The 16,611-nt window shown below is 69.3% G+C and carries 11 protein-coding genes; 1 reads left to right on the top strand and 10 read right to left on the bottom strand.

Annotation, left to right across the window (positions count from 1 at the left end):
- Window positions 1–9: 9 nt before the first annotated feature.
- From I2W78_RS39305 to I2W78_RS39325, 5 genes are read right to left on the bottom strand one after another with little or no spacing between them, the layout of a single operon-like run.
- Window positions 10–3,009: a glycoside hydrolase family 2 TIM barrel-domain containing protein gene (locus I2W78_RS39305; protein WP_196465536.1), complete on the bottom strand. Its 3,000-nt coding sequence runs from the start codon at window positions 3,007–3,009 to the stop codon at window positions 10–12.
- Window positions 3,010–3,068: 59 nt separating this feature from the next.
- Window positions 3,069–5,798, bottom strand: a complete 2,730-nt coding sequence (locus I2W78_RS39310; RefSeq protein ID WP_196465537.1) for a glycoside hydrolase family 38 N-terminal domain-containing protein — start codon at window positions 5,796–5,798, stop codon at window positions 3,069–3,071.
- A 35-nt stretch (window positions 5,799–5,833) separates the two neighbouring features.
- Window positions 5,834–6,640: a carbohydrate ABC transporter permease gene (locus tag I2W78_RS39315; protein WP_196465601.1), complete on the bottom strand. Its 807-nt coding sequence runs from the start codon at window positions 6,638–6,640 to the stop codon at window positions 5,834–5,836.
- 47 nt (window positions 6,641–6,687) lie between these two features.
- The gene (locus I2W78_RS39320; protein ID WP_196465538.1) at window positions 6,688–7,647 is read right to left on the bottom strand and encodes a carbohydrate ABC transporter permease; all 960 of its coding nucleotides are present in this window, start codon (window positions 7,645–7,647) and stop codon (window positions 6,688–6,690) included.
- Window positions 7,648–7,654: 7 nt separating this feature from the next.
- Entirely contained in the window at window positions 7,655–8,989 is a 1,335-nt protein-coding gene (locus tag I2W78_RS39325; RefSeq protein ID WP_196465539.1) for an ABC transporter substrate-binding protein, read from the bottom strand.
- 324 nt (window positions 8,990–9,313) lie between these two features.
- On the opposite strand from I2W78_RS39325, the gene I2W78_RS39330 reads away from it, so the two are divergent.
- Window positions 9,314–10,315 (top strand): LacI family DNA-binding transcriptional regulator, encoded by a 1,002-nt coding sequence (locus I2W78_RS39330; RefSeq protein ID WP_196465540.1) that lies wholly within the window; start codon window positions 9,314–9,316, stop codon window positions 10,313–10,315.
- Between the two features lie 211 nt (window positions 10,316–10,526).
- Here the strand turns inward: I2W78_RS39330 and I2W78_RS39335 are convergent, their stop codons facing one another.
- The 5 genes from I2W78_RS39335 to I2W78_RS41535 form a co-directional block, all read right to left on the bottom strand.
- The gene (locus I2W78_RS39335; RefSeq protein ID WP_196465541.1) at window positions 10,527–12,269 is read right to left on the bottom strand and encodes a VanW family protein; all 1,743 of its coding nucleotides are present in this window, start codon (window positions 12,267–12,269) and stop codon (window positions 10,527–10,529) included.
- A gap of 307 nt (window positions 12,270–12,576) precedes the next feature.
- A complete protein-coding gene (locus I2W78_RS39340; RefSeq protein ID WP_196465542.1) occupies window positions 12,577–13,842 on the bottom strand; it encodes an IS701 family transposase in 1,266 nt (421 codons plus the stop codon).
- A 198-nt stretch (window positions 13,843–14,040) separates the two neighbouring features.
- Window positions 14,041–15,171 carry a PP2C family protein-serine/threonine phosphatase gene (locus I2W78_RS39345; protein WP_307784053.1) on the bottom strand — a complete coding sequence of 377 codons (1,131 nt, stop codon included), beginning with the start codon at window positions 15,169–15,171 and terminating at the stop codon, window positions 14,041–14,043.
- Between the two features lie 714 nt (window positions 15,172–15,885).
- The gene (locus tag I2W78_RS40940; RefSeq protein ID WP_374222759.1) at window positions 15,886–16,266 is read right to left on the bottom strand and encodes a transposase; all 381 of its coding nucleotides are present in this window, start codon (window positions 16,264–16,266) and stop codon (window positions 15,886–15,888) included.
- Between the two features lie 83 nt (window positions 16,267–16,349).
- On the bottom strand, window positions 16,350–16,472 hold the full coding sequence (locus tag I2W78_RS41535; protein WP_196465544.1) for a transposase: 123 nt from the start codon (window positions 16,470–16,472) through the stop codon (window positions 16,350–16,352).
- Window positions 16,473–16,611: the final 139 nt, after the last annotated feature.

Genomic DNA, 16,611 nt, shown 5'->3' on the forward strand with positions numbered 1-16,611 from the left:
CGTCGGGAACTACACCATGTCGTTCGTTCCGCTCCGCCCTGCCGCCAGGCGAAGCCTGATGGAACGTGCCTCGGGCCGAAGCGCGAACTCGGGCGCCACGTCCGGGCCGCAGGCCCGCGAGCCGAGGCCGTGCTGGGCCGCGTCGATGATCAGGTGGCTCGCTGTCGAGTCGGCAAGCTCGAAGGGGTGTCCGGCTCGGGCGATCTGCTGAGGGGTGTGCCGGCTGAGGGTGAAGCCGGGTCGACGGCCGTGTACGTCGGGGATGGCCGCGACGTACAGCACTCCGGTGTCCCCACTCGTCAGCCTCAGCCATCGCAGTCGGGAGCGGTGGCCGGTCTCCTGGGGGCGTGCGTAGTCGACCCGGAGGCCATCGATGGTCGAGGAGAATCGACCGACCTGGGCCGCGCGCAAGCTGTCCGGGTAGGACTCGTGAGGGCCCAGACCGAACCATTCGGCGCCGTCGACGGCGGCCGTGCCATCGGGCAGTTCGAAGCGGATACCGATCCGGGGCCACACCGTCCGCCAGCCGCTGGACGGTTCGATCTCGACGCGCAGTTCCAGTTCGCCGTCCTCAAGTGACCAGGTGGCCTCAACCATCACCGACAGACCGGAGTTCGCCGCGGCGACCCTGTCGACGGTACGCAGGGCGCCGGCGGAGTGTTCCACCGAAATCCGTCGGGACGACAGCCGGTGAAGACCGTCACGACGCCACAGGTCAGCGTGGGAGACACCGGCGACGGCGGCATCGCTGTTCTCGACGTCGTCCGAGGCGCTCTCGTCGTTGTCGGTCGGCGCCCGGAACAGCTCCAGCCGCGGTCCTGTCACGGCTCGGCCGGCCAGCCGGGTCAGGGATCCGTCGACGAACTCGGCGATGCCGAGCGTCAGCGTTCCGCCGTGCGGTTGCCAGCCGGTTCGGGGCCGGACCGCGGGGAGCGCACGAGGCAGGGAGCAGTCCAGTTGGGCGGTCGCGGTCACGTGCCCCTCAGGCGCCCAGTCGGTTGCGGCTGCCAGGACGGCGTCGATCGTGAGCCACGTTTCCGCGTCGGGGGACGCCACGATCTTCGGCAGCCGTACCCCGCGCGACTCACCCGCCGGGACGACGGGGACCTCCAGTTCCCCGCGATCCACCAGCGTTCCGTCGTGTTCGACGCGCCAGTGGAACCGCAGGTCCGATGTGTCGGCCGAGTGACGCAGGTTGGTGATCGTGACGTGGCCGGCGTCGAAGACGAAACGGATCGGCTGTACGACCGCCTTGAACTCGTGCAGGCTCGGCGTCGGCACGTCGTTGCTCAACAGCATGCCGTCCATGACGAAGTTGCCGTCGTGCACGACCTCTCCGAAGTCGCCGCCGTAGGCGTAGTACGGCGTGCCGTCGGGCGCCGAGGCCAGGATGCCGTGGTCCCGCCATTCCCAGACGAAGCCGCCGTGGAGCCGAGGACGAGCGTGCACCAGCGCTTCGTACTGGTCGAGGCCTCCTGGCCCGTTGCCCATCGCGTGGGCGTACTCGCACAGCAGGAACGGCTTGGCACGCTGCCGGGCGCTCTGTGCGGGAGTGCAGTGGAGCAGCGCCGAACCTGTGCCGTCGGTACCGATCCGCTCGGTCTCCGGGACCGACGCGTACATGCGCGAGTAGATGTCGGTGTACTCGCCGGTGTAGTCACCCTCGTAGTGGACGGGCCGCTCGGTGTCGCGGGCGTGCACCCATGCCGACATGGCCGCGAGGTTGTTGCCGGTCCCCGCCTCGTTGCCGAGCGACCAGATCACCACGCTGGGATGGTTCTTGTCGCGTTCGACGGTGCGCTGGATGCGGTCGAGATATGCCTCACGCCACGCAGGGTCGTCGCTCGGATTGCCGGCCCAGTCGACCGTGTCGAAGCCGTGCGTTTCGAGATCGCATTCGAGGACGACCCAGAAGCCCAGCTCGTCGGCGAGGTCGAGCAGCCGTGGGTGGGGTGGGTAATGGCTGGTGCGGATCGCGTTGACGTTGAACCGCTTCATCCGCGCCAGGTCCTCGCGGGCGTGTTCCTCGTCGAAGACGCGGCCGCGCAGGGGATGGGTCTCATGACGGTTCACTCCGTGGAACACGACACGGCGGCCGTTCACCAGGAATCGGTCGCCGCGGATCTCGACCGTGCGGAAGCCGAGCCGCAGAGCGATGCTCTCCGCGGCCGACGACACGGTGGCGTCGTACAGGCGGGGCCGCTCGGCCGACCAGGGCTCCACCTCGGCGATGTCCAGGGGGACCACGTCGTCCGCCGTCGTCCAGATCTCCTCGACGCCGAGTTCGGGGACGCGCAGTGTGAGGGGAAACGCCGCCGCGTCGGCGGTGACCTCCGGGACGATGCGTCCGCGGCCGTCGTCGAAGCCGGTCCGCAGCCAGACGTCGTCGACGCCTCCGGACGGCCGGGCCAGCAGGGTGACGTCACGGAAGATGCCCGGCAGCCACCACTGGTCCTGGTCCTCGACGTAACTCGCCGCCGACCACTGGTGCACCCGCACGGCGACGACGTTGTCGCCCGGGCGTACGGCGGAGGTGACGTCGAATTCGTGAGCCAGTCGGCTGCCGCTTGCACTGCCGATCTCGACTCCGTTGACCCACACCTTGAAGAGGGACTCGACACCGTCGAAGCGCAGCACCGTGCGCCCGGAGTCCGACCAGTCGGCGGGGATGTCGAAGTGACGGCGGTAGTCGCCGGTGGGGTTCTCGTCCGGGATGTGCGGGGGCTCGATCGGGAACGGGAACTGGATGTTCGTGTAGATCGGCCGGCCGTAGGCTCCGTCGCCCTGGAACACCCAGTGCGACGGCACCGGAACGTGGTCCCAGCCGCGGTCGTCGAAGTCCTCGGCCGCGAAGTCCTCCGCCGTCGAGGCCGTGGGCGACAGACGAAAGCGCCAGGGCCCGTTCAGTGAGCGTGAGGGTGCGTCGGAGTGGAGCCAGGAGCGCGCCGGGAGCAGCGCACCACGCCCGGGTGTGGTGTCCAAAACATACGTGGAGAGCTCGGAGGGCAAGGAGTCACAACTTTCGTGTAGCGCGGCAGGGCGGTCGTTGTGTTCGTGCGGGGCCGGGCTTACCGGAGTACGACGGTTCGGATCTCCCAGGGGCCGAGTGCCAGGTCGAGCCCGTCCTGCATGGGCGTCTGGGACAGGGGTCGGCCCAGCAGGTCGACGGTGGTGGCTTCGGTGAACGAGCCGGTCACGCGGACGGCTGTGGCGGTGTCGCTCATCGCGGCCATGCGGATCTCGGTGCCGGGTCCGCGATCGTCGTCGGCGACACGGCGGATGCTGGAGACGAGGACGTTCCTGCCGTCCACCCGTGGGCCGCTCGCGTCAGAGGGCAGCGGGCCTGCGGCGGGCGCGGTCCCGCGGGTGACGAGCAGGTCGTTGCGGAACTCCTCGGCGAGTGCGACCGCGTCGCTTTCCTGCCAGCCGGCTGCCGACGGGGCGACGGCGAGACGGTTCTCGATCCGCATGCCGAGGTCCTGCGCCCCCGGTGCGGGTATCTCGCTCGCCGCGGGCTCGTCGCGCAGAGGGTGGATGTTGACGCTGATCGATCCGATCGCGCGCAGCAGGGTGATGGCGAGCGCGGAGCCCTCGTCGACGAGTTCGTACTCGCTGGAGTGGTCGAGCAGGACATGGGCGGCGCCGGCCGACACGAACGAACTCGCCGGGAAGGTGGGGAGCGGGTACTCGCCCCAGCCGCCCTCGGCGGTGAGTCCCCGTTCGGTGACGGCGAACTGCCCGGCGGAGGCGGAGGTGGTCACGGGCTCGGGCAGTGGCACATGGAAGCGCAGCCGGTGATCGGCGCACTGGTTCAGGAACGACGTGGAGATCCGCACGAACGGCTCGCCCGCGCGTACTTCGACCAGCATGTCCACCGGCGTCGGCACTCTCCGGTCACTGCGCACATCACGGTCGTCACCGAGTCCGGCGGGCCACGCGTAGAGGCGGGTGACGCGCAGGCGGGAACGCAGCGGGCCGCACTCCAGAAGGTCGACGGTGACGTGCGCCGGCTCCGACACGAGTACGTCCTGAGCCGGGGGAGCGTAGTTGTAGCTGTCACCGCGGTCGCCGCCGTCGACGAGGCGGCCGATGCCACGCAGGGTGGTGCCGTCGGCCCCTGTCACGTCCAGGGTCCCGTCGGCTGCCACGGCGACCTCGACCAGTCCGTTCGACAGCGTGTCGGCCGTCGCCGTCGCGGGCGCGAGCCGCAGCTCGGGGGCCGCGTGCCGGGCCTGCGCCTCGACGCGGAAACTGCTCAGCCCCGAGGCCGGGACGTGCACGGGCACCAGTGCGGTGGCCCGGGCCTGCGCCAGCGTCCGCACCTGCCATTCACCAGGGTGCGCGGCGGCCGCGGCGGCGACCTCGCGACGCAGGATCAGCAGGTCGAACGGCCCGGCGGCCGGGACCTCGGCGAGATGGAACACCAGCGAGCCCGGCGTGAGTTCATAACGGTCGATCAGCAGACCGAACAGCTCGCGGCGGTGGATACGGCGCAGTACGCGTTCGAGCTGCGAGGCGTCCATGCGCTCGTCGCTGAGCACGGTCGGGTCCTCGGAGATCAGCTGCACGGGATACGCCGTCCCGTCGGCATCGGTGGCGACAAGCGCGGTCCCCTCCGGCGGGGCCACGACGTCCACCTCGACCAGCGCCGTACGCGGCGACGGCAGCGGATTGGCCACCAGGTAGGCGTCGCTCGGCACCCGGGCGGCGGGCTCGGCGAGCGCCGCGTCCCGTACGGCACGGGCGGTCTGCGCGGCCTCGGCGAGCCGCGCCGCGACCTGGTCGCAGGTCTCGTCGGTGCCGGAGCCGACCACCGAGTCGTGCGCGGTCGACTCGATGATCTTGTGCCAGGCCAGTGAGAGGAAGGCCGAGTCGTCGCGCCGCGACCACAGGGCGTTCACCCGCTCGGCATGGTCGACGGTCCGCTCGGCGACGGCCATCCGCTGCTTCAGCCCGAGCCGCACGGACAGCACGCCGGGCAGGATGTTGCCCCGCACATGGCTGCGCAGCTCACCGGTGACGACGGACGTCACCTCGTCGCGCACATGCCCCCGGATGTACTCGTCGAGCGTCGCGACGCTGATCGGCAGCTCCGCGCCGGACGCCTTGCGCAGCCAGTCCGCCAGCTGCGGGTCGGGCGCGTTGTGGTCGGTGCCCGCCATGGCCAGCACGGGGTCGCCGCCCCACCGCCCGGCGGTCATCTCCGCGTACTCCCCGAGGGCGCGGCCGATCTGGTCGGGCACCAGCAGGACGTCGAGGCCGTTGTCGTAGCCGTCGAAGAGGAACTCGGTGCGCACCTCGGAGCCGTCCGGGGCGCGCCAGCGGAAGGCGTGCCCCTCGACCGAGCCGGGGACGCCGCGCCACAGCGCCGCGTGCTCGATCCCGGCGCGTGCCAGGATCTGCGGCATCTGCGCGACGTGGCCGAACATGTCCGGCAGATAGCCGATGGGCATGGCGCCGCCGAGCCGCTCCGCGGCCGCCCAGCCCATCTGGAGGTTGCGCACGATGGTCTCGCCGGAACACAGGAACTCGTCGAGCAGGATCAGCCACGGGCCGATCGCGAGCCGGCCCTCATGGACCAGGGCCATAACGCGGTCACGGTTCTCCGGACGCATCTCCAGGTAGTCCTCGACCGCGGCCATCTGACCGTCGACGGTGAACCGGAAGTCCGGGTTGGCCTCCGCCGTCTCCAGCACGGTGTCGAGCGCGGTGACGAGCCGGTGCCGGAACACCTGGAAGGGCTCGTACCACTCCCGGTCCCAGTGGAAGTGGGGCACGAATACTGCGGAGTTGGGCATGGCGAGACGGACCTTCTGTACGGAACTGGGAGCGGTCACTTGAGGGAACCGGCGGCGAGCCCGGAGCGCCAGAACCGCTGGAGGACGATGAACACGATGATCACGGGCACGATCGACACCAGCGAACCGGCGATCACGGACTCCTGGAGGAGCGGGGTGCGGGCGGTCTGCCCGTTCCAGCTGAACAGGCCGAGCGTGATCGGGAACAGCGACTCCTTCTGGAGCATCACCATCGGGAGGAAGAAGTTGTTCCAGATGCCGACGAACTGGAACAGGAAGATGGTCACCAGCGCCGGCGACATCAGCCGGAACGACACCGAGAAGAACGTACGGAACTCGCCGGCCCCGTCGAGGCGCGCGGACTCGATGAGTTCCTGGGGCACGGCGGCATTCGCGAAGATCCTCGCGAGGTAGACGCCGAACGGGCTGACGATGCTGGGCAGGAACACCGCGAAGTAGGTGTTGACGACCCCGACTTCGGAGAACAGCAGGAACAGCGGCAGCGCCAGCGCGGTGCTGGGGACCAGCACTCCGCCGAGAATGACGGAGAACAGGAACTCCCGGCCGCGGAAGCGGAACTTGGCGAGCGCGTAGCCGCACAGCGCCGAGATCAGGGTGCCCACGGCCGCGCCCAGCACCGCGTAGACGACGGTGTTGAGGATCCATCGGCCGAAGATGCCGCCGTTGAAGGTGAACAGGGTGTGCAGGTTGTCGAACAGCTGGAAGTTCGAGAACGTCAGGCCGTTGGTGGAGGCGAGATCGCCCTGCGGTTTGGTCGCCGCGACGATCAGGAAGTACAGCGGCAGCAGGAAGTAGATCGCCAGCACGAGCATCAGGGCCATGACGGCCGTACGGCTCGCCCCGCCTTCCCGGACAGGGGGTCGCTTGTTCACAGTCCCGCCCTCTTGGAGGTCAGTCGCATGAACCCGAAGCTCAACACGAACGTGATGACGGCGATGACCACCGAAATGGCCGCGGCCTGCTGGTAGTTGTTTCCGACGGCCACGGTGTACGCCAGCATGTTCGGGGTGAACGTGCTGGAGATGTTCGAGGAGATCTGGCGCAGCACGGCCGGCTCGGAGTACAGCTGAAGTGTGCCGATGATCGAGAACACCGTGGTCATGACGATGGACGGGGCGATGATCGGGACCTTGATGCGCCAGGCGATGGTCCAGTTTCCGGCCCCGTCGATCCTCGCCGCCTCGTAGAGCTCCTGCGGGATGGACTGCAGCGCCGAGAACATGATCAGCATGTTGTAGCCGGTCCACAGCCAGGTCGACACGTTCGCCGCCGACCACAGCACGGCACCCGGGCCGAGGAAGTCGGGATGCAGACCGATGGCGTTCAACAGGTCCACGACCGGGCTGAGTTGCGGCGAGTAGAGGTACGACCACATGATCGCGGCGATGACACCGGGCACCGCGTACGGCATGAACGCGGTGATGCGGAAGAACCCCTTGAGCTTCAGCAGCGGGGAGTCCAGCAGCAGTGCCATGACCAGCGCGGTGAACAGCATCACAGGCACCTGCACGACCCCGAACAGGCCGATACGGCCGATGCTGGACCAGAACTCCTGGTTCTGGAACACCTCCACGTACTGCTCGAAACCGCCGAACGTCGTGTACGAGGTGCCGTACTGCCCGCCGGAGCGGCGCACCACGCGGAAGCTCTGCCACAGCGCGTAGCCGATGGGCACCAGGTAGAACAGGACGAACGGCAGGAAGAAGGGCGTCAGGAACGCGGCGATGGTCCCGGCCCGGGGGCCGCCGACGTCCAGACGCGGACGGCGGCGGCGACCCCGGGGCGGTGGTGACACCGCGTCGGCCGGTCGGGTGGCGATGTCGGTCATGCTGCGGTCACTTGCCCGCCGTGGCCGGGATGGCCAGGTCCTTCATCGACTTCAGCGCGGCGGACTGGGCGGCCGCGAGCGCGTCGGTCAGCTTGCCGTCACCGGCGGCCGCCTTGGCCATCGCGTCCTGCAGCGCGAGGTTCACCGTCTTCTGGGTGGGGCCCCAGGCGAAGTCGGTGTCGACCTTCTTGGACGACTCGGCGAAGACGTCGAAGATCTTCTCGTTGTTGTAGTACGGCACGCCCTTGGACAGCGCCGGCAGCTCCAGTCCGTCGTTGGACGCCGGGTATAGGCCGCCCAGCTCGTTCGACATCGCGAGCGCCTCGGGGTCGGTGTTCAGCCACGTGTTGAACTCGGCCGCCTCGTAGAGGTGCTCGCCGCCCTTCATGAACGCGACGGTCGAGCCGCCCCAGTCGCCGGAGTTGCCATTGGGGCCCCAGGTCGGCAACGGCACGATCGACCACTTGCCGGCCTGGTCGGGCAGGTTGTCCCGGATGCCGCTGTAACCCCAGGCGGCACCGACCTGGGTGGCCATCTGGTCGTTCTGGTAGGCGGCGAACATCTGCGTCGACCCGTTGGCGATGTCGGTGCGCACGAGCTTGTCGTCGATCAGCTTCTGCCAGTAGTCGGCGACCTGCTTGCTCTTGTCCGACTCCACGGTGACGTGCCACTTGTCGTCGGAGTAGCTGTACATCGTCGCGTTGTTCTGCCAGAGGAGCCCGTTGAACCACTCGGCGTTGTTCGGGTCGAAGAACGTGATGGTGAGCTTCGGGTCCGCCTTGTGCAGCTTCGCCGCGGCGTCCGCGTACTCGTCCCAGGTCGTCGGGATCGGGACGTCGTACTTCTTGAAGATGTCGGTGCGCACGTACAGGGCCATCGGGCCCGTGTCCTGCGGCAGCGCGAACACCCCGGAATCGTTGAAGCTGGCCTGCGACCAGGTCCACGGAACGAACTTCGACTTGGCGTCGGCGGCCGTCTTGCAGGCCGAGGCGTCCACGAAGGCGTCCTGGGTGCGCAGCGTGGGCAGCTGGTCGTAGCCGACCTGGGCGAGGTCCGGCGCCTTACCGGCCTTCAGGGCGTTGCCGATCGCGCCGTACTGGTCGTTGGAGATGTTCTTCGACTCGACCTGGATGTCGGGGTGTTCCTTGTTCCACAGGTCGACGACCTTGTCCATGCCGTTGACGGTGTTCCAGTACTGGAGAGTGACCTTGCCCTTCGCGGGCTCACAGGAGGCGGCGGAGGCGGTGTCCGTCGAGTCGGACGACGAGCATCCGGCGAGAACCACCATGCCGGCGGTCGCGGCTGCGATGACGAGGCGGGTGCGGGTGACTGTGCGGCTCATATCTTCCGTTCCAGAGAGCGACTAGCGGCGAGGGCTAGGCGGGTCGACGTTGACACCTGAGGCGGATGCCTTCTGGTTGGAATCACGATGTGTGAGCGGTACCGTGAGCGCTCACGGGAGCGGTAACGGGAGCGGTAACGAGGGGTGGTGGTGGGAAGTGATTGGGAGTGTGCGCTTCGGCCCAGCCGGGTGTCAAGGAATCGTCGCGGCGTTCGGTGTCTGGGGCAGAATCGTCAAACGCTCACGACGGAGCGTGACTTCGGTCGAGGGCGTACTCGGTGTTCCCGTGGCGCGCACGCGCCGGCATCTACGCGGAGGTGAGTGATGGCGTCGTCGGGGACCGGTCCTCGCAGGGTGACGATCGACGATGTGGCCCGGACCGCCGGGGTGTCCCGGCAGACCGTGTCACGGGCGCTCAACGACAAGAGCGAGATCGGAGACGCCACCAAGCAGCGCGTCCTGGACGCGGCCACCGCCCTCGGATACCGGCCGAGCCGGTTCGCCCGGGGACTCGTCCGGCAGGACACGAACAGTGTCGGGCTCGTCATTCCCGATCTGCTCAACCCGTTCTTCACCGAAGTCGCCGCGGCCGCCCTGGACGCGGCGCGGGCGCGTGGCTGGCACGTCGTCGTGTACGACACCGGCGACCGCATGGAGGAGGAGCGGGGCACGCTGGAGGTGATCGCCTCGCAGGTGGACGCCGTCGTCGGGTACTTGAGCCACCCGGAGGAGGAGATCGCGAAGCTGACCCGCGGGCTCCCGGTGGTGCTCATCGACCGCGAGCACCACACCGAGCGGTTCAGCGCGATCCGGATCGACGGCGAGGAAGGCGTCCACGCCGCGATCCGGTATCTGGTCGAGTCGGGGCACCGGCGCATCGGCATGCTTGATCACGCGGGCCGGTCCGAGCCCAGCGTCCGGCACGAGTGGTTCGTCGGCGCGATGACCGCCTGCGGGCTGGACGCCGGATCGGTGAGCCGCGCGGACCAGAGCGTCGACGGCGGCGAGAACGCTCTGAACGAACTACTCGCCGCTCATCCCGACGTGACCGCCGTGTTCACCTTCAACGACATCATCGCCATCGGTGCGTTGCGTGCCGCACGAAGGCTCGGACGCGAGGTTCCGAAAGACCTTGCCGTGATCGGCTTCGACGGGCTCCGGCTCGGAGAGCTGGTGGAACCGCCCCTGACCACCGTGGCCCTGGACACGCCGTCGCTGGGTGCGCTGGCCGTGGATCAGGCGGCCCGGCTGCTGACCGGAAGCGGTTCGCTCAGCCCCGACGAACTGGTGGTCACGGCACAACTGCGACGGCGCGCATCGGCGTAGGCGGAAGCTGCCCGACGTCCAGGCAGACGCCGACGCTGTTCCAGTCCGCGCGCGGCGGCGCCGACCGGTTTCGACCGTGGCTGCACGGTCATGTTCGCGCTGATGCCGGCCGCAGCCGAGGGAGGTCCTCGCGGGGCCGACAGCGGTGGCCGAGGCGGAACTGCGCGCCCAACTGCGCAGCAGCGCGCGCTGCTGCACGCTCACGCTTCAGTCACTCCGAAGGGGCGTCCACCTGCTGACGCTTGTCGGGCGCCTCTTCGCAGACGATCTCGTCACGCGGGGTGTAGTGCGTGTGGAACGGTTCCCGCTTCACTTCCCGGCCGCCGTCGCGGAAGACGCGCTCCACGGTGACGTCGAAACCTTCGAGCGGGGTCTGCGGCACGCACTCCTTGTCGTTGCTCACCTTCCGGGCGGGCTGCTGCACATTGGTGCGCGGTCCCTTGACCGACGTGACCTCGTCGTACTTCTTCGTGCCGAGGAAGGTGACGGTCACCGAGGTGTCGGTGGACTCGGCCTTGATGTAGATGGCCCTGCCGGAGTCGTTGGTGAACCGCAGGTCGAGGCTGCCCCACGCGACCGTCGCCTCGCGGCCCTCGGGGTAGCGCTCGATGTAGAAGGAGTGGGCGCCGTGCTCGACGGGCTTGACGCCCGCGAAGAACATCGCGTTGTAGACGGTGGTGGCCACGGAGGAGACACCGCCGCCGGGTGCCTTGGTGTACAGGTCGTCGAAAATCATGATGCCCTCGACGAAGCCGTTGGCCTCGGTGCGCTCGCCGACGGTGCGGTTGAGGCTCCAGGTCTCGTTCGGCATGACGACGGAGCCGTTGATGAGTTCCGCGGCCCGGCCGATGTTGGTCGTGCGGTATGCGGCCGGTTCGAAGTTGACGGTGAAGGAGGACATCTTCTCGGTCAGCCCCAGGCGCGCCGCGTTCTCACGGGTCACCTCCGGCTGGATCTGCCGCGTGTCCACCACACCGGTGCGGGCAGCGCCCGACTTGGTGAGCAGGGGCAGAACGGCCTTGCCCAGGGCCTTGTCGGTGACCTGAACGCCGGGGCTGGCGTCGGCAGCCACCACGACCTTGTCGCCCGCCAGCCCCAGCCGGGCGTTGCGGGGCGTGGCGGGGAGGCTGTTCAGGGCGCCGGCCACCGTGGGCGTGGCCCGCAGGCCCTTGCTGTCGAGATTCGGCGTGAGCGTGCCGGAGTCGTCCGGCCGCATCGTCAGGTACTGGCCCAGCTCGGCCGGGGCGATCGTGAACCGCTTGTCGCGCGCCGTGAGCGTGACAGGTGCCGACATCGCCGGCCGCGCGAACTCGCGCACCGCCCGCCGTACCTCTTCCGCGCTGACCTTCGGCTTGGTCTCGCGGGCGGGCAGCACCGTGACCGAGTCCGCCGCGCCGCGCAGGAACGGAGCGCGCAGGGCGCCGATCGCGGCGTCCACGTCCAGCGCGTACCCGGTGCGTGGCGCGACCTGCTCGACGCGGCCGTCGTCGAAGGAGACGGCGCCGTCGCGGGCCTGCTGGTCGAGCGACCTCGCCAGCTTCCCGAGGGCGGCACGGGCCTTGTCGTCGTCGACCCGTACGACCGGCTCGACGTCACCGCCCGAGCGGAACAGTCCGCCGATCGCGCCGACGGGGTCAGCGCCGGTGGTCTCCGCCTGTTCGAGGGTTGCCTGGATGTCGAAGGTGAGTCCCGCCTGCCGCGGATCGATCGTGCCCTTGCGGTCGCCGACCTTCACCGCCAGCTTCCGCGGGCCAGTCGCCGCCAGGTGCTGCTCCAGCTTGGTGGTGGCTTCCGCGCGAGTGAGACCCCCGATGTCCACGCCGCGCACCGTCGTACCCGCCTCGATCTCACCGCCGGTGACCAGCAGCGCTGCGAGATACAGGCCGCCGACACCGACGGTCAGCGCACCGCTGGCCAGGGCGAAGGGCGGGAGCGCGGGTATTCGGGGGTGCATGGGTCTCCTGAACGATCGAGATGCCGTGCCTCTGTGCCACGACGCGATGTGCGAGAGCAGTCAGGCAGCTTACGCACAAGTGGGTGCTAATTGGTGTATCCCCGGTCACGTCGGGCATTGTGGATCACGGCCTGATCGATGAGCGCGACGGCCTCTTGATCAGGCGGCTGGCCCCAATCGATGAACTGCGCGCTAGTAGGGCTTGGTCAGGTGCGTATTGGTGCTGGTATGTCGCGGTGGCAGGTGGGGCAGGCGCCGGTCCAGAGGGCGAGGAGTGTCTGTAGCTCGCGGACGACTTGGTAGAGGCTCAGGCCGGCGCCGCGTCTTTTGGGGCCTGGGCCAGTCGTTGCAGGGTGCAGAAGGCGTGCGCGACGGAGACGAGGGTGACGTGGTGGTGCCAGCCGTTCCAGGTGCGGCCTTCGAAGTGGGCAAGTCCCAGGGCCTGCTTCATCTCCCGGTAGTCGTGCTCGATGCGCCAGCGGAGCTTGGCGAGGCGGACCAGTGTGGTCAGGGGCATGCCGGAGGGCAGGTCGGACAGCCAGTACTGCACCGGCTCGCTCTCACCGGCGGGCCATTCGGCCAGCAGCCAGCACACGGGCAGTTCCGGGCCGTCGGCGTGCTGGCGAACCTCGCGTCCGGCGGGCCGGATGCGCAGGGCCACGAAGCGGGAGTACATCCGCTTGCGGCCCGAGCGGCCGGTGCCGGGCCGGGAGCCCTCCCGCCACTGCACCGGCCGGGCCGCCTTCCGGCCCACCGCGATGACCAGCTCCTTCACCGAGCGCGGCTTGTCGGGATACTTCGCCACCGGCGGGCGTCCCGTCCCGGAGTACGGCTCGGCCACCACCACCGCGTCGGCGGGCTGGGCCGACAGCGTGGTGGAGATCCCCACCACGTAGTTCAGGCCGCGGGCCTGCAGTCCGTGCCGGAAGGCCGCGGCGTCGCCGTATCCGGCGTCCGCAACGGCCAGCGGCACCTCGATGCCCCAGGAGCGGGTCTCATCGAGCATGTCCAGGGCCAGCTGCCACTTCTCCACATGCCCGACATCGTTCGGGATACCGCACGCGGTGCGGCGGGCAACCTTGTCCGCATCGGCCTTCGGCGAGGCGGCATCCCAGGTCTCAGGCAGGAACAGCCGCCAGTTGACTGCCGCCGAGGCATGGTCGGACGCGAGGTGGAGGGAGACGCCGACCTGGCAGTTGGTGACCTTGCCCGCGGTGCCGGTGTACTGCCGCGACACACACGCCGAGGCACTCCCGTCTTTCAGGAACCCGGTGTCGTCGAAGACCAGGGCCTCGGGCCCGATCGCCTCCTCCATCCGCCAGGCGAGCTGGGCCCGGATGTGGGCCGGATCCCAGGGGCTGGTCGTGATGAAGTTGGCCAGTGCCTGCCGGTTGCCGTCCGCCCCGAGCCGGGCGGCCATCGGCTCGATGGACTTGCGCTGCCCGTCGGTCAGCAGACCCCGCAGATACACCTGCCCCCAGCGGCGCTGATCCTTGCGCGCGAACGGCTCGAACACCTCCGCCGCGAACGTCTCCAACTCACCACGCACCACAGCAATCTCGTCCGGAGTCACACACCCTCAACGCCGCACCCGTCCCGAAGGACACGCACCACCACAACCGACCTGACCAAGCCCTACTAGGCGACCACCTGGAAAACCAGGGTCGCTTCGGCACCAGTCACCCGGCACCGGCCACGACTCCGGCCGAAGCGGGACGGCCGTCTTCCTCGCCTGCGAGGCCGATGTGCAGCGCAGCTTGGCGGAGCGCGGTCAGGGCTGTCGGTGCGTCGAGGGGGCACCGGCGGCTCGGGCCCCTGCTTCGGCCTCGTCACCCAGCCGGTCGACGACGAGCATCGCGACGTCGTCCCCCAGGCTGCCCCCGGTGTGGCGGATGAGTTCCAGGTGCAGTTCTTCGAGGAACTCCGGCGGAGTGCAGGACATCCGCACCGATTCCGCGATTTCGGTCAGGGGGAAGAACCTGTTGTCGGCGTCGCGGGCTTCGTTCACGCCGTCCGTGTGCAGCAGCAGACGGTCACCGGGTTCAAAGGCGTAGCTCTCGGGTTCGGCAGGAGGAAGGGTGATGAAGTCCTCAAGGCCAAGGGGCGGCAGGGGGCAGGCGGGCACCAGTTCCTGAGCCCTGCCCCGGTGCAGTCGCAGCGGAGGCAGGTGGCCGCGGTTGACCACGTGGACCAAGTGAGTGTCCGGCACCTCGACCAACAGAGCGGTGACGAAGCTCTCCGCCAGGTCCTCGGCGCCGTCCTTGCGATCGCCGCCCTCCTGACCGGGTCCGGCGGAGTCCGCCACGGCGCCTTCCCGCCGCAGTGCCGCCGCGCAGTGGTTCATGACCTGCACGAGGTCGTCCTCGTAGTGCACGGCTTCGCGGAACGCGCCCAGCACCACTGCGGCCGCGCGCACGGCGGGCAGCCCCTTGCCCCGGACGTCCCCGACGATCATCCGGACGCCGTAGCGGGTCGGCACCGCGTCGTACAGGTCGCCGCCGATCCGCGCACCGGCCTCGGCCGCGAGGTACATGCTGGCTGCCCGCACGGGGCCCAGCCGGGCGGGTACGGGCCTCAGGATGACCTCCTGTGCCGCCACGGCGATCCGGCGAACCTGTTTGAACTCACTCTCCCTGCGCGTGCGCACGGCATTGCTCATGGTGATGCTCGCGACGGACACGACGAGCAGGCCCAGGATGTTGCTGTACGTCTGCCCGTCCTCCCAGGAGCGGTGGAGCGTGGCGCTTGTCACGGTGACGGCCAGGGCTCCGGCCGCCGCCGAAAGGGTGGCCAGGGGACCCAGCGTCAGCGCCGCGAGCGCCGGCATCGCTGTGAGGAGTGGGCCGGTGTACATGACGTGTGCGGGTGAGAGCTCGATCCCGAGCCCGACCAGGATGATCACGAAAGGCACACATTGCGCGAGCCCGCAGAGAAACCGGCTGTGACCGTCCGCTCCTGGTAGGTGAGCGCAGCGGAAGAGCGACCGCATGCGTACAGCCTGCCTCGCCGACCTCAGCGCTTCCACCTGTCGCGCTTGACCGGGGGGCTGCCGCAGCGGTTCGTGGTCCAGGAGGTGATGCGGCGAGGCACGGCTCTGCGGCCCCCATGGTTCGCCGGACATCGCCCCAGCAGGCGCCCGCACCCGGCGATCAGTACCGGAAAGCCGCCGCCAGACAAAGGGGAGGCGGGCCAGGGGAGGCCTCGCCCGCCACCGGCCCCCGAGAGGCATGAGACCGCGCGGCCTCCTCGCTCGCGTACAGAGCGCTCCAGGAGCACGGAGGCGCCGGCGCCTCACCCCCAAGCGAACACGGTCAAGGCCGGGTGGATCGCCGAGGTCCGTCCGTTCCACTGGGACACGCGGGCTATCGCCGACGCCTGCGCCGTGCCGACACCTCCAGACTGAGGCCGACGGTAAATCCGCTGGTCACAGCCACTCGCCGAGGATTGCCACCAGCACGGTTGCCTCGCATGGAACGGGGCCGGCTTGTCGTATCTCGTTGCAACGGCCTGGCGACGCTTGAGGCGGTTGATGCCGCACCCGACCGCGTGGCGCTGGCGGTGGTCGGTCTTGCCGAACTTCGGCGGCCGACCACCTCGGGAGCCGAGTTTCTGTCGGTTACGGACTCGGTCCGCCGGGACCGAAATGGTCGCCTCGATACCACGTCTTCGCAGGTAGGACCGGTGTACGGCGGGAGTCGTACGCCTTGTCGGCCCGTACCCGGTCCGGTCTCCTGCGGGGCCGATCAGACACGATCCGCGGCACCCGGATCGCGTCCAGATCTGACTCGAACTGCGGAGCGTCGCCTCGCTGTCCGGCCGTGATCAGCGCCGACAGAGGCTTCTGCCCCTGCCCGACGGCAAGGTGGATCTTGGTCGTCAGCCCGCCTCGGGAGCGTCCAAGGCCGTGGTCGGCCGGCTCGACGGTGATGCCGCCGGGCGGCTCCTTCTGCAGGGCCCCCTTCTCGCCGCCCCGCCCTCGTGCTGGTGGGCCCGGCAAACGGTGGAGTCGACGTTCACGTCCCAGGTGATCAGGCCCTTCGCATCCGCCTCGGCCTGGAGCCGGGTGATGACGATCCCCGCTCAGGTGCCATCTCGCTGCCAGCGGTGGAACAGCTCATGGACCCGGTCCCAGGGCCCGCAGTGTTCCCGCACCTCGCGCCAGGGGGCACCGGTCCGGGGCCGCCACCGTATGCCGCCTATCACCTACCGACGCGTCCACACCGACGGAGGGCCCGGCCCCGGCCGAGCAGCTCGAACAACGTGTCCGCGCCTCCGAGGACGAGGGCGGCTCGCTGGTGGCGCCTCCGTCGGCCGACCTGTCGGAGCAACCTCACCCCGCCCG

The organism is Streptomyces spinoverrucosus (assembly GCF_015712165.1).
In the GTDB taxonomy this organism is placed as follows: Bacteria; Actinomycetota; Actinomycetes; order Streptomycetales; family Streptomycetaceae; genus Streptomyces; species Streptomyces spinoverrucosus_A.

Bases quoted from the DNA above. Each gene is read 5' to 3' on its own strand.
- I2W78_RS39325 (WP_196465539.1), bottom strand. From the start codon at position 8,989: ATGAGCCGCACAGTCACCCGCACCCGCCTCGTCATCGCAGCCGCGACC.
- I2W78_RS39320 (WP_196465538.1), bottom strand. From the start codon at position 7,647: ATGACCGACATCGCCACCCGACCGGCCGACGCGGTGTCACCACCGCCC.
- I2W78_RS39315 (WP_196465601.1), bottom strand. From the start codon at position 6,640: ATGGCCCTGATGCTCGTGCTGGCGATCTACTTCCTGCTGCCGCTGTAC.
- I2W78_RS39310 (WP_196465537.1), bottom strand. From the start codon at position 5,798: ATGCCCAACTCCGCAGTATTCGTGCCCCACTTCCACTGGGACCGGGAG.
- I2W78_RS39330 (WP_196465540.1), top strand. From the start codon at position 9,314: ATGGCGTCGTCGGGGACCGGTCCTCGCAGGGTGACGATCGACGATGTG.
- I2W78_RS39335 (WP_196465541.1), bottom strand. From the start codon at position 12,269: ATGCACCCCCGAATACCCGCGCTCCCGCCCTTCGCCCTGGCCAGCGGT.